Genomic DNA, 13,599 nt, shown 5'->3' with positions numbered 1-13,599 from the left:
ACGGCCGAAGCTTCGTTGGCCGCGATACGGGAACGCAGGAGGTTCGGAATAGCAATCGCGGCGATGATCAGAATGATCGCGACCACGATCAGCAGTTCGATAAGCGAGAAGCCCTTCTGTTTGCGCATGTTCAATCTTTCTCCCAGAAATCTTGATTTTGAGTTGTAGTCTGTGACCCTTGCGTTAGGGAGAACGTGCACCCGACATTCCATGTCCCGACTGCAATCGGCCACAATCCCGCCAGACCGCCGTATCTGCTCTCCAATCAGGTACTTACCTAGGTAATTACTCTGGTAACCAAGCGCCGGACAGGACTTTCGGCACTCCTGAATCTTGCCCCAGACTGACAGAATTTGTCATGCTCCATAACCAAAAAGTGTCAAACTGCGACCGAAGAATCGATAATCGGGGAACTGGGCACACTGGGCTGATTGCGGTTGGTTGGGTCCCTATCAAAGGGCTTCCTGGCTAACTTCCCCTCCGCGTCCTGCGTTAATAATTTCAAAATCGAAAGGGCGTCGGCCGAAGCCGACGCCCCTTGGCTTGTACCCTCCCCCAGGTACGTTGCCAAAATTGTCCGTTGCCAACCCTCAGGAGTTGCAACGTCTTTGAGTATTGCAATCCCCGGCCCAAACCGCCCGAACCGCCAAAGGGCCGTGATCCCGATCACCAGGAACCTTTTTAATTTCAAATGCTTGTGCGTAAATCGCCGAGCAGGAAGGAGACTGAGAATTGCGAGTCCCCCCTCGCCCAAGTTTCCGATTTGACACTTTTTGTCACCCTCAAACCCCAAAAATCGTCAAAGGGTGTCGAGGTTCGTCGAAACTCGCCGCAGCTGAATTTTGCATTAACGGAGAACGGAGAAACTGAGAACCAGGAATGGAGAACTTGGGAACGGGTTTCTCAGCACTCCAGCACATCGCGCGACAGCTTCAGGCCATTTAAGTTCCCGAGCACCGTCACGGCAATGCTGTCCGGCTGGAAGAACTCTCGTGCAACATTGAGAACATCGTCTGGGCCGATGGCGTCGATGTTCTTGATGATCTCGTTGATCCCGAAGAAGTGGTCGTAGTACATCTCCTGCCGCGCCAGGTTCGACATCCGCGCCGTCGAAGACTCCAGGCTGAGCAGCAGGTTGCCCTTCAACTGTGCCTTCGCCCGATCCAATTCTTCCTGGTCGATCGGCGTTTCCTTCACCTGCTTGAATTCCGAGATGACACTGGCGACAACCTTTGGTACTGCCTCGCGCGAAGTTCCGGCGTAGATCGCCAGGCACCCGGTATCGCGGAACGGATTCAATTCGCTGAAGATCGAATAGACCAGGCCCTGTTTCTCGCGAATGTTCTGGAACAATCGGGAACTCATGCCCCCACCCAGCAGGGTGTTCAGCACGTAAGCCGAGTAGCGCCGTTGGTGCGAGATGGGATAGGAAGGCACGCCCATGCAGATCTGCACCTGCTCAAGCGATTTCTTGTTTCGCATCATGATGCGCGGATGCGTCTTCGGCGTGCCATTATGGAAACCGTTGGAGCCGGGAACCAGGCTCTCAAAGTTCTTGGCCACCAGCGACACGAAATGTTCGTGTTCCAGGTTTCCGGCAGCGGATACGATCAGGTTCCCGGGCGTAAACCGTTTTGCATACGATTCCTGCAGGATCTCCCTGTCGAATCGCTTGACCGTGTCTTTGGTCCCGAGGATTGGCTTGCCGAGCGGATGATCCCTCCAGAAATTCTGCGTGAAGATCTCGTGTACGAGGTAGTCTGGACTATCCTCGTCCATCTTGATCTCCTCGATGATCACACCCTTCTCTTTGTTGATATCTTCCACCGCGAATACCGGCGCCAGCACCAGGTCGCTGAGCACATCCATTGCCTGCGCAAGATGCTCATCCAGAACTTTGATGTTGAAGCAGACGCATTCCTTCGCGGTGAAGGCGTCGAGGTTCCCGCCGATGGAATCCACCTCGCGAGCAATCCCCTCCGCCGAGCGTGTTTTTGTGCCCTTGAAGACCATGTGTTCGAGGAAATGCGAGATTCCGTTGATTTCGGGAGCTTCGTCCCGCGATCCGGTGCGAACCCAGATGCCGATGCAAACCGAACGCAAGTGATCCATGCGTTCCGTGACGACCGTAAGCCCGTTGGGCAGTGACGTTCGCCGAACATTTCGGAGTTCGTCCCGCAACGTCCGTTCCCATGCCACTGCGTTCATCATTGCTCCTGAGGTCACGTTAGGTTGGATGAATCCGGTCCGACCAGTAGAATCTAACAAACGGGGAGTTTCACCCGGTCGGCCCCTTTTGGACACTTCTTTGGATGCATGACCGATTCTCCACAACTCGAACTATTAGGCCTTGATTTACAAGAACTTACAGGCATTGCCGAGGCCGCAGGGGAGCCCCCTTACCGGGGGAAGCAGCTTTTCCAAGCCATTTATCGCCAGAGGCGTAGCAGTATAGACCAGATATTGACGCTCCCGGTTTCCTTTCGCGAGAGCCTAAAGGCGATGGGTTACACCGCCGGCCTACCCGAAATCGAGAACCGTTTTACGTCCATCGACGGCACCGTCCGCTACCTCATCCGCTTCAGCGACGGTCAAAGCGTCGAATCCGTCTGGATGCCCGAAGGCGACGGCGGCGAAGCCGGAGACGGCACGGAGGCAGGAGACGAAGAGCAGGGAACTCGCCGATTCGCTCGTGCCACCATCTGCCTCTCCAGCCAGGTCGGTTGCGCTGTGAATTGCCAGTTCTGCATGACGGCGCTGCTGAAGGTTCAGCGAAACCTGACGGCCGGTGAAATCGTCGGACAGATCGTGGCCGTACTGAACGATCACAGTGTCGATCTAGAGCGCGAACGTATCAACCTCGTTTTCATGGGACAGGGCGAGCCCTTCCTCAACTACGATAACTTCATCAAAGCGGTGCGCCTGCTCGTCGAAGGCGTCTGCGTCCCGGAGTCGCGCATGACGGTTTCGACTTCGGGAATCCTCCCGCGTTTTGAAGAGTTCGGACGGGAACCGGTGCGGCCCAAACTCGCCATCTCTCTGAATGCCAGCAACGATGCCGACCGCACACGCGTGATGCCGATCAACAAGAAGTGGAACCTGGAGAAACTAATCGCCGCCGCAAGAGAGTTCCCTCTGCGCAACCGCGAGCGCCTCACGTTCGAGTACGTTTTACTAGGCGACGATAACGACTCTCCGCAGAACGCCCGCGAGGTGGTCGAGTTGCTCCGTGGCCTTCGCGCCAAGGTTAACCTTATCGCACTGAATCCCGGCCCCGGTATCCCCTACAAGACTCCAAGCGAAGATCGCGTTCTCGCTTTCCAGCAGGTGCTCATCCGCGCCGGTATTCCCGCTTTCATCCGCCGCCCGCGCGGCCGCGACATCTACGCCGCCTGCGGCCAACTGAAGCGCATGACCGAACTGGTGGAATTGAGCTGATCGGGCTGCAGGTCCTTCAGTTCTACCATTTACCATTCGGCTATTTTCTTGCGGCACTTACGTTGAGAACGTAAGCTAACCGCAGTTGCCCATGGCTTCGCGCTTTCCCACCTCTGCGCCCGATCACATTCCCGCGCTGGACGGAGTCCGCGGAATCGCCGTGCTGCTTGTACTCATCGCCCACACTCGCTTTCCGGGCACGAAGGATTTCCTGATCCAGTTCGGATGGGCCGGCGTCGATTTATTCTTCGTGCTTTCAGGCTTCCTGATCACGAGGATCCTCTTGGCAACGCGCGATTCTCGAGGATTTTTCCCGAACTTCTACGCGCGTCGAATTCTTCGCATCTGGCCTCTGTACTACGTCGTCCTGGCGTCCGTCTTCGTGCTGGAGCGGTCCGGAGTTTTCCATACATACGCCAGCGGCCCCGCCTGGATTTGCCTATTCACCTTCACCCAGAACATCTTCATCGCCCTATTCGGTTGGAATGCCGTACCCGACTGGCTGGAACCCGCGTGGTCACTCGGAATCGAGGAGCAGTTCTACCTCCTCTGGCCGTTCCTCGTCCGGAAACTCAGCCTTCGCTCGCTGAAACTGTTCTGTCTGGCTACCATCCTCATCTCGCCGGTGCTGCGCGGTTTCTCTTCTTATCTCTTCCGCGAACCGGATGCTCCAATGCTGCTGACCTTCTGTCACTTCGACACTCTTTGCTTCGGAATCCTGCTGGCAATCTTTTCTGTGGAACGTAAATTCGATTACGGCGCGAAACTGCTGACTTGGTCTGTTCCTGCGTTTGTCGCGCTGGTGACTGTGGAACTCAGTGCGTCGCAATTACTTCAGAATGTGGCTCGATATTCGCTCCTCGGCGTTGTCTGCACAGGCCTGGTCGCGTTGTGTGCGACTCCGATCGGACCAGGCGGAGTCCGACGATCCGCGAGCGCGATTTTTACGTGGGCACCCCTACGCTATACGGGGAAGATAAGCTACGCTCTTTATCTTTCCCACATGGCGGTTTTCTCGATTGCCGCAAGTAACAGCGCGCAAAGATTCCTACGCCATTTCCCCGGGTACGATCTGCAAGGCTGGTCGCAAATCGCCATCGACTGGGCCTCTGCCTTTGTGGTAGCGACTCTCTCCTGGTACTTCTTCGAATCGCCGATCCTTCGGTTGAAGCGCAAATTTGAGGACCGCCCCGCCGAAAGAGGCGCCGCCGCTGCTCGAGGCTGAGATTCACTAGATTACGGCAGGCAACCGCCTAAGGCGCGACCGCGCACCCACTGTGACGGGTATCACAAGCGAGTGTGATCCAGCATCTTCATCGTCACCGCAAACCCGCGTACAACGTAGGTGTACGACGAAATTATCCGGAAGAAAGGAACCGGACGGCTCTGCTAAGCGCCCGGATTGGCCCGAAATCATGACAAACGGCACGGTTCCTCAATACTGCGTTCTTTGCGGAATGATTTTGCCCGACGTCCCAGAACTCATACTGCACCTCGATTATGAACACACGTTCTGGACACAGCAGTACGTCGAGCGCTGCGAAAAAGCCGAACTGGCAAGCCCGGCCAACAAATTTCTTGTCGCCGAACTCATTAATGTTGAAGGAATGGCCTGATCATCTTTTCTCCCCCAGAACGGCCGAGGCCATCGTGGAACCACACGGTGGTCTCGACTGTTTGAGGCCGCCGCTTTACAACACCTTTTTCACCCTGCGCATCTTTGATTACAGTCGAGCAGTATGCCTTTTAGACTGCCAATCGCATGTTCAGAATCTCCGGCGTCACGGTCCTCCCTTTCCTTCTTTGTCTCTTGAGCTTTACCTCGGGCTGCTCGAATTCGAAAAGAGCGATGGATCGTGGCCTCCATCTTGAACAGCAGGGCCACCCGGACAAAGCTCTTCAACTGTACCAAGCCCAGGTTGAGAAGACGCCGAAGTCCGACCGTAGCACCTTGGCCGAGTTGCAGTTCCGGATCGGTGAGTCTTTCCTCGCCTTGGACCGCGCCCGAGAGGCGTTCTCCGCCTTCAATCGTGCCATCGAACTCGACGCCAACCATGGCAAGGCGCGTCTCCGCGTGGGCGAGATGTACTTGCTATCCGGTTCTCCCGAGCGTGCCGCCGAGCAGGCCGAGGCGGTTCTTCATCACAACGGAGAAAATCTGGATGCGCTCGCGCTTCTCGGCGAGGCCGCGTCCGCACGGGGCGATGTCGGCGTTGCTCGCAACGCTTTTGAAGACGTTCTGGAAAAAGATCCCGGCCGCATCAATGTGGCCCTCTCGCTCGCCGACCTGCTGCACCGCAATGGCGAAACCGACACAGCGCGCTTTGTCCTTCTGCGTGCCGCTCACGCGCAACCGAAGAGTCCCGACCCCTGGATGAGCCTCGGCCGTCTCGAGGAAACCGTCGGACACGTCAAGGAAGCCGAGGAAGCCTATCGAAAGGCCGTGCAGGTTGATGACTCTCCGGTGACGAACCTGCGGCTCGCCCAGTTTCTCGAACGGACTGCGCGCCTCGACGAAGCCACAACCGTCCTTCGCCACGTCGACGCGCTGCGTCCTAAGTTCAAGGTCTCCGCGGCCGATTTCGCGCTGGCGACCGGCAGCGCCGACAAAGCGCAGACCGGATATCTCGCCGCCCTCAACGTTCCAGATTCGCAAGCCAAACTCGATCGAAAGATTCGCGCCCGCATGATCTCCCGGCTGATCGAATCGGACCTGGCGCAAGCGGACTCGTCTGAACAGTCAGCATCAACAGATCGAGTCGCGCTCGCACGCAAACATCTTCAAATCTTCCGGAACGACATCGATCCCGCCACGCGCGAGATCCTCGACGCCGAGATCGCGATCGCCGCGGAGGATCTTCCTTCGGCGCGCTCCCATCTCGATGCCGCCCTGCATCTTGCTCCAGACTCGGCCCCGGCCGAATACGTGAAGGGCGAATTGCTGTTCCGTTTAGGAGATACTGCTGGCGCCGAAACCGCCTGGAATCGCGCGCTCGATGACGACGACTTGCATGTTCCCACGCGGCTCGCACTGGCAAGACTCAACTTGCAACGCCACGATTTGCAGAAAGCGGAGACAGACGTAATTCCTGTTATTCGCGAGGAACCCGCTAACTTGCAAGGGCTCCTCATCTTCGGGCGAGTGCTGATCGCGCAACACGACTTCGCTTCAGCGGAAGTAATTGCCAATCGTGCCCAGGCTGCCGCGCCAGATTCGCCTCTGCCGGATCTTCTTCATGGCGAAATCGAACTCGCTAAGAACAACTCCGGTGCAGCGCTGCTTGCGTTCCAGAAAGCGCTCCTGCAGGATCCAAAATCGGAGGCTGCCGTCAACGCGCTCGTGCGCACTTATAGCGGCGCCAATATCAAACGCGAGATGCTACTGAGTATGGAGAAGATCGCTCTCCAGGATCCGAAGTCACCGACGCTACTGGAAATTTCCGGACGTCTCTTCGCCGAGCACGGCTGGAATGCCGACGCGAAGCGCTGTCTCGAAACCGCCTTGAAGATCGACCCCTCGCGTTCGTCGGCAGCCCTGCAACTTGCCCGAATTCTTGTCGACTCGGGCGATGAGCGCGACGCCTCCCGCTATGCGGCGACCGTGCCCGGGATTGCACAGGTCCTGGCAGGAGCGGCCGCCGAGCAGCGCGGCGACAAAGCCGCCGCCATCGTGCACTATGACGCAGCCGTTCGCGCCGGAGACCGCAGTTCCATCGCCGCGAATAACCTCGCCTGGATTTACGCCGAGAGTGGCCGCGACCTTGATCGCGCCGTCCAACTCGCGCAACGCGCCGTCGAACTCGCGCCCGGCGATCCCGGCGTTCTCGACACGCTCGGTTACGTTCGACTCCGCCGCCGCGAGTACAGCGATTCCGTCAAGGTTCTGCAACGTGCGCTCAGCATGGCGCAGGAGACCCACGCGCCCGAATTGGCCATCATCCAACAGCATCTGCGCGCCGCTTACATCGACTCCGGCCAGCCTGAACTCGCCGCAGCACTGCACCAGCCCAGCAAACTCGGACAGTAACGATACCGCCAGCTACTCACGAGAGAATTCCCCTTATCACCCATTAATGAGACTTGTGCACCTCGTCTTCCCAGTCTTGTTAATTTATGAGAAGGTCTGTGCCGTTGAAAAACTCATTTCGGGTCGGAAGGACCTAAAAACCCATCGCGTCAGGATGCCCTATAAACGATTCTCGATTTTCTAGACAGTTCTGGTCACCATAATTGGTGTTGATTTTCGACATCCGGGACGAAAAAGGACTTTTTCAACAGGCACGTCTGATATCGCCAACTATCCGAGGTAAAGTGCGTCATGCACAAGCGCAGTATTGGCTCTGTTGCTATTGCTCTACTGCTTCCGTTGACAGTTTTGGCGCAGGAACATGCGTCTGCACGGGTGGTTCAATATCATGACAGTCCAGCTGGAAGAACAACCAGTTTGGTGACGCCAGTACGGCTCGTTTATTTCCCAGACCCCGAATACACGAAAGCCGCTCGTTTCTTCAAAGTCAAAGGAACACTCATCTTGGAAGGAACACTGGGAACCGATGGGTGCGTACGAAAACTAAGGGTGATGAGTGGGCTGGGGTACGGATTAGATGAGAACGCCCTGCATGCAGTTCAGCGATGGAAGTTTGAACCATTCCAAAAAGATGGAGTACCCGCTATCGTGAAAATCCGAATAGGGGTGAACTTTGACCCCTTGTGGTCGCCCGACAAAGCCGCGCTGCCCGAAAAGCCCTGCGGTGCAAAGTAACGGATTGTTGACGATAAATCTCTGCTACTGCCAACAATCTCTGGTGCCGAGCCAAGTTAGGCCTAGAATCTTGGATATGCGACATAAAGACTTCGGGATAGCTGGTTGCGCGTTGCTGCTCCTGTTTGTCTGTTGGGCCTGTCAATCGAAGCCAAGCGTCGGTAAGTCACGCGTTGTCGGTGCCTATTCAGGGCAACACGACAACGGCGATGAAAGGTTGGCACTCCGCTCGGATGGAACCTACGTGCAGCGGTATCAAAAGGCAGGTGTTGCTCCGCAGGAAGTGTCAGACAGATGGGATTTCAAAACTGAGAACTCGTCCCGCCGCCCAGTTGTAGTGCTGCACAACTTCACGCCGCACTTTCCACGTCACGATGGCCCCAAAAAGGACTGGGAGCTAGCGGTTGAAGAGGACGCTGGAATGATTCGTCTTTACGTAGATTCGACGGTACCGCGAGACATATACCTTGGTGCTCCCGACGCGAACGATGGCAAATAGTGAGTGATAAATCCCCTGTTCACGCCAACTAAGGTGAAACTTGCGTTGCGAAAAGCGTAAAGTGCTGCCATGAAACGTACCCTACTGTGCCTGACCCTGCTTGTCGCCGTGACGACCATCCATGCGCAGTCGCCAAGCGCACTTTCCTCAATATCGATCATTGCTGACAAATCCGAAGTACCCAGCAACGCCGACGTGTATATCAAAATCACGATGACGAACACTTCGAATCAGGACGAGAACTGTACCTCGGTATATAAAGACGGCGTAAACAAGTCCTACCAGTACTATGTGGCGCACGCTTCCATGCCGATCAACGAGGAGGGTAGATTGGCGGTGTAGGCCAGCAACTGAGAGCGTGAGAACTTTCTTCGCAACAGAACTTTGTTGCGTTCTCCAAGTGCTACCAGGTGAAATACAGTCTTGCCCAGATCGATGCCGATGGATGCGATATGCATGCGATGATCCTCCTGTTGTAAACTGCCGAGCCGTAGAATCGTACTCGGCGGCGGACCATCTTATTAATCGTCATCCCATAATCTATCCAGAGTGGGCCAACCCGAATCACCCGATATTGCTCAAGGCTGAGAACGACGGCCGCAGTTGGGTCTGCCACAAGTCACAGACTCTGAAGTACACGGCGACGTTACACACTAGCGGCGATCATTTCGAAAGATAGCGTTCGCGCAGTATCCCCAGATGATGTTCTACGTGTCCGCCCGCAATGTACGCCAGGGCTCGCACCGTGAACCGGTTATCACTGGCGATTCCGGTTTTCATCCACACGGCAGCCGGCAAATTCTTAAAGAGTGAAATACTCGCCAGCCGAATGCGCCTGAACTCTTCAACGTGATCCGCCCACACAACGGCATCGGCCTTTGCACCGGGGACGGCAATTTCCTGGTCGAAGCTTGGCAGCGGCGTCTCAAATCCTCGTGCGAACCACATCGCGCGCATCGCGAACACACGTTCTGTATCGTTCACGTGGTTCAGCACCTCGCGGATGCTCCACTTCCCGGGCGCGTAACGGAATAACGACTGCTCTTCGCTGATGCCCGCCAGGAAACTCCCGGCGCTCTCCAGTTGGCTGGCGAGGAAGGGCAGGATATCGTCACTCTGAACCTTGTCGATGTACGTGAAGTAATACGGCGCCGCTTCCGTTCTTTCCGGACGCCCAATCGCAATCGCTCCATTCGAAACCTGTGAATTTGCTGGCATGACTATCTCCATTCCGGCAGCCATCGCATCCGCGAGCGCGAGGTCGGTTCGAGAATAACAACTTCCGGTTCACCCAGGAGAAGATTCGTACCCTCCATCGCCTTCGCTACCTTCTCCGCTGCTTCCCGAAACCGATCCGCCACCTCATCGTCTTGCGCGATTCCAAACCATACAACGAATGGACCGTCCGATCGCACCGGGTGCTGCGGGAAATTGTTCGGCATGTCGCTGGTGACGAAAAGTCCGGCGCCGCGCAGCGATGTCGATTCATAGCTGGAGAACTGGTTCTCCGCCTTTTGCATGAACGCCTTCAAAGTTCCCGGCTTGATCGGGAATATCTGTGCGACTGCAACCCCTCTCATCCCAGTTGCCTCCTTCACCGGATCCACCGCTCGCAATACAGCAATGCCGCATCCCGGATCGACCGATTGCAGGAGCAGAACGTTGTCGCTGTCCGTCATCAGGCCGTTCATCAAATTCCTGTGTTCCCGCCACACCGGGCCGTAATACAGGTTGGCGTTTGCCTTCGCACGCTCATCCATGCTGTGAAACCCGCGGATCCAGGTGAAGTATGACGGATTGTCACGCTCGCAGAATTGCCCTGCGGCAATCGCTCCCAACTGCTGCATTGCCTCGGGGAAATAGGCGTCAAAATACTTCGCAAAATTCTCCCTCTCGCCGTCCCTGATCGTGTACCGACGAAACTCGACCACGGGAAAATCACTGTACGGAATCATTCACTATTCCTTTGCGTTCGCTTTGCTCAGTCATGGTTCTGCTGGAATCTCTTGACGTGGTCGGGGACGTCACATTGACCTGTCATTCGTGTGTCCGGGACCGGAGTTTCAGCCACCAACCGTAGAGGCAGCACTCCGGCCCATACCGGCAGGGCATAGTCTTCTTCGTCGTCCGCCGGTGGTCCCGTCCGCACCTTCGCAGACGCTTCTTCGATCTCGAATTGCAGCACGGTGGTCGCGCGCAGTTCTTTTTCATTCGGTGGCCGAACCTCATTCCACCGCCCACGAATCAGGTGCTCGGAAATTGTGTTCAGCGCGTGAGCCTTGCCCGTTTCCGCCACGCTACGGCACGTTCCAAACGCAACCACGGACCGGTAATTGATCGAATGATGAAAGGCCGACCGTGCCAACACCAGGCCGTCTACCAGTGTCACCGTGACGCACGCCGGAACGCCCTTCTCCAGAGTCTTCAACATGCGGCTTGCCGCAGACCCATGCAGGAAAAGGTGATTCCCTTCGCGCCCGTACAGCGTTGGAATAACGAATGGCTGGTCGTCCACGCTGAACCCGACATGTGCCAGGAATCCGGCATCGAGTATGCGGTGAATGGTTTCCGTTTCGTGCGAACCCCGGTTAGGTAGCCGCCGCAGCTGGCTGCGTTCCGTGGTAATCATGATCCTCCCGCTGAGCATCCGAAGTCTTCCGGACAGTGCTTGCCCTTTCGCCTAAATCTTCACCAGCATACGAAGCCGGCATGGTATTTTCAAAGGTCCACATTTGGATTATCTCGTGATACCACTTTCGCAATCCGGCGGGCCACTCTTCAGGCAGATCTACCTCTCGCTGCGGCGGCAGATCCTCTCCGGCAACTTCCGCCCGGGCGACCGTCTTCCCGCCACGCGCTCGCTAGCCAAAGAACTCGGTGTGTCCCGTACCGTTGTGCTGCTTGCGTACGAACAACTCCTCGCCGAAGGCTTCGCCACCGGACACGCCGGCTCAGGAACATACGTTTCGGAAGCGGTACATATAAAACGGACCCACAGCGCCGAGCGGCTCGCCAAGGTCCGTTTGTCATCTTTCGGTTCTGCCGCCGCAAAGTCCAATGCGCGCATGCGCGTTCCTTCCAGGAGCCTATCCGTTTGTCGTTACGATTTCGCTTACGGACGCAGCGATCTCGACACCTTCCCCTTCGAAGCCTGGCGCCGCATCCTGTTGAAGCAATTGCGTGCCGCCTCGATCCGTTCGTTCGATTACGGCCACCCCGGCGGGAACGATAAGCTGCGTGAAGCCATCGCCGCCCATCTTCGTCGCTCGCGCGCCGTGGTCAGCGATCCAGAGCAGGTCATTGTGGTTAGCGGATCTCAGCAAGCTCTCGATCTGGTCACCCGTGTGTTAATCGAGCGTGGCAACCAAGTCGCGGTTGAAGATCCCATGTACCAGGGTACGCGGCTGAGTCTTGTCGCTGCCGGCGCGCGTCTCCAGCCCGTACGTGTCGACAGCAAGGGTCTCGATCCCGAGAGGCTGTCGAACGATGCGCGCATGGTCGTAGTTACTCCCTCTCACCAATTTCCAACCGGCGCCATTCTTCCGCTTGAGCGACGAGTCGCCCTGCTGGGGTGGGCGCGCAAACGCAACGCCGTCGTTGTGGAAGACGATTATGACGGTGAATTTCGCTACGACGGCCAGCCGCTCGAGTCGCTGCAAGGGCTCGATACCGAAGGCCGCGTTGTATACGTCGGCACCTTTTCCCGGACGGTTTTTTCCGCTTTGCGCATAGGTTACCTGGTCGCGCCCAAGTCTTTGGTCAAAGCACTGCTCTCGGCAAAGTGGCTGGCCGATCGCCACTCCGCTACGCTCGAGCAGGAAGCTTTGGCGGAATTCATTGCTTCCGGACTTTACGAGCGCCACCTTCGCCGTTTGCGGCGAAGGAATGCGAAGCGTCGCGAAGCACTGCTCGGCGCGATCCACCATCATTTGGCGGATCGTGTGGAAGTTTCCGGTGACGGCGCTGGCTCGCACGTTGTCTTGTGGCCAGCCGCTCGCGGGGATGAGCCCCAGTTAGTTCAACAAGCGGCTGCGCACGAGGTCGGCGTTTATGGCATCTCGGGTTATTACTTTTCCCGGCCGGCGCGCCCGGGTCTGCTGTTGGGCTACTCCCGCATGACTGAGCACCAGATACGCGAAGGTATCCGGCGCCTCGCCGAAGTGCTGTGAAGAAGCATGGCTTCAGCCATTACGGCTACATCTGACGGCTCGGTGCCCCGCATCTCCCGTAGTCAGAAGATGTGGGGCTAAACACCAGCTGGAAACCACTACTCACTGCCGCGGTTCTGCCTGCGCTCCTTGCGGCGCTCGCGCATTTGTTGCTCCATTGCCTCATATAGCTTCTGCTGATCCGGCGTAAGGATGGCCTTAATTTTTTTATCGCTATCCTCCAGAATTCCCTTCATCTTGCGTGCTCTCTGCCCGCGTCGGAGCGAAGTGTCCGACCGCAGCGCCTGCATCTTTTCCTGGCGATCCTGGATGATCGGCTTGAGCTGCTCCTTCTGGCTGTCCGTCAGGTTCAATCTCTCGCCGAGCCTTTGCATAACTTCGTCTGGCGAGGGCATTTGTCTCGCTTGCGTCGTTTGAGCATCCTGGTCCTGTGCCTTGGCCGGAATGGGGGCCGCCGTGAGTCCCGTTGCAAGTGCACCGCTGACAATCATGCTAAGTACAAATTTCTTCACGTAATACTCCCTCGAGTCCGCCTCCGCGGCTCTGTTTTGTTTGGATTGTGTCTGTCGCCGAGCGATTGCTCAAAGGCTATAACCCGTCTTTTGCGCGGGAATTGTAAGGAAATGTCAAGACACAGCGCCAGGCCGGCCGGTTGGATGCGATGTCTTGGCGGCACCCCAGTGCCCCTAAATTTCAGATTCCATTCAGCCTTTGTCTGAAATAATCAGGCG

At 56.9% G+C, this 13,599-nt stretch carries 14 protein-coding genes; 8 read left to right on the top strand and 6 right to left on the bottom strand.

Annotated features, from left to right (window positions below; translation table 11 throughout):
* Window positions 1–128 (bottom strand): prepilin-type N-terminal cleavage/methylation domain-containing protein (locus ROO76_03730; protein MDT8067256.1); only part of this gene is annotated, 128 nt, incomplete at its 3' end.
* A gap of 775 nt (window positions 129–903) precedes the next feature.
* On the bottom strand, window positions 904–2,211 hold the full coding sequence (locus ROO76_03725; protein ID MDT8067255.1) for a pitrilysin family protein: 1,308 nt from the start codon (window positions 2,209–2,211) through the stop codon (window positions 904–906).
* Between the two features lie 105 nt (window positions 2,212–2,316).
* On the opposite strand from ROO76_03725, the gene rlmN reads away from it, so the two are divergent.
* From rlmN to ROO76_03690, 7 genes are all read left to right on the top strand, one after another.
* Window positions 2,317–3,438: a 23S rRNA (adenine(2503)-C(2))-methyltransferase RlmN gene (rlmN, locus tag ROO76_03720; protein ID MDT8067254.1), complete on the top strand. Its 1,122-nt coding sequence runs from the start codon at window positions 2,317–2,319 to the stop codon at window positions 3,436–3,438.
* 91 nt (window positions 3,439–3,529) lie between these two features.
* The gene (locus tag ROO76_03715) at window positions 3,530–4,663 is read left to right on the top strand and encodes an acyltransferase (protein MDT8067253.1); all 1,134 of its coding nucleotides are present in this window, start codon (window positions 3,530–3,532) and stop codon (window positions 4,661–4,663) included.
* A gap of 190 nt (window positions 4,664–4,853) precedes the next feature.
* On the top strand, window positions 4,854–5,054 hold the full coding sequence (locus ROO76_03710; GenBank protein MDT8067252.1) for a hypothetical protein: 201 nt from the start codon (window positions 4,854–4,856) through the stop codon (window positions 5,052–5,054).
* 233 nt (window positions 5,055–5,287) lie between these two features.
* Window positions 5,288–7,465, top strand: a complete 2,178-nt coding sequence (locus ROO76_03705) for a tetratricopeptide repeat protein (GenBank protein ID MDT8067251.1) — start codon at window positions 5,288–5,290, stop codon at window positions 7,463–7,465.
* Window positions 7,466–7,756: 291 nt separating this feature from the next.
* Window positions 7,757–8,200, top strand: coding sequence for an energy transducer TonB (locus ROO76_03700; protein ID MDT8067250.1), 444 nt, complete (start codon window positions 7,757–7,759; stop codon window positions 8,198–8,200).
* Between the two features lie 76 nt (window positions 8,201–8,276).
* A complete protein-coding gene (locus ROO76_03695; protein ID MDT8067249.1) occupies window positions 8,277–8,699 on the top strand; it encodes a hypothetical protein in 423 nt (140 codons plus the stop codon).
* Window positions 8,700–8,768: 69 nt separating this feature from the next.
* Entirely contained in the window at window positions 8,769–9,041 is a 273-nt protein-coding gene (locus tag ROO76_03690) for a hypothetical protein (protein MDT8067248.1), read from the top strand.
* A 321-nt stretch (window positions 9,042–9,362) separates the two neighbouring features.
* On the opposite strand, the gene ROO76_03685 is transcribed toward ROO76_03690, so the two are convergent.
* From ROO76_03685 to ROO76_03675, 3 genes are read right to left on the bottom strand one after another with little or no spacing between them, the layout of a single operon-like run.
* Window positions 9,363–9,917, bottom strand: a complete 555-nt coding sequence (locus tag ROO76_03685; GenBank protein ID MDT8067247.1) for a DinB family protein — start codon at window positions 9,915–9,917, stop codon at window positions 9,363–9,365.
* 2 nt (window positions 9,918–9,919) lie between these two features.
* Window positions 9,920–10,654, bottom strand: a complete 735-nt coding sequence (locus tag ROO76_03680) for an NIPSNAP family protein (protein ID MDT8067246.1) — start codon at window positions 10,652–10,654, stop codon at window positions 9,920–9,922.
* Between the two features lie 26 nt (window positions 10,655–10,680).
* Window positions 10,681–11,328 (bottom strand): pyridoxamine 5'-phosphate oxidase family protein, encoded by a 648-nt coding sequence (locus ROO76_03675; GenBank protein MDT8067245.1) that lies wholly within the window; start codon window positions 11,326–11,328, stop codon window positions 10,681–10,683.
* Between the two features lie 115 nt (window positions 11,329–11,443).
* On the opposite strand from ROO76_03675, the gene ROO76_03670 reads away from it, so the two are divergent.
* On the top strand, window positions 11,444–12,868 hold the full coding sequence (locus ROO76_03670; GenBank protein MDT8067244.1) for a PLP-dependent aminotransferase family protein: 1,425 nt from the start codon (window positions 11,444–11,446) through the stop codon (window positions 12,866–12,868).
* 98 nt (window positions 12,869–12,966) lie between these two features.
* Here ROO76_03670 and ROO76_03665 read toward each other — a convergent pair whose 3' ends face one another.
* Complete coding sequence (locus ROO76_03665; GenBank protein MDT8067243.1) at window positions 12,967–13,380, bottom strand: hypothetical protein; 414 nt, start codon at window positions 13,378–13,380, stop codon at window positions 12,967–12,969.
* Between the last annotated feature and the right edge of the window lie 219 nt (window positions 13,381–13,599).

Source organism: Terriglobia bacterium, from assembly GCA_032252755.1.
In the GTDB taxonomy this organism is placed as follows: Bacteria; Acidobacteriota; Terriglobia; order Terriglobales; family Acidobacteriaceae; genus JAVUPY01.
Note: the sequence above shows the minus strand (reverse complement) of the source record. Positions and strands in the feature narration are given on the sequence as shown.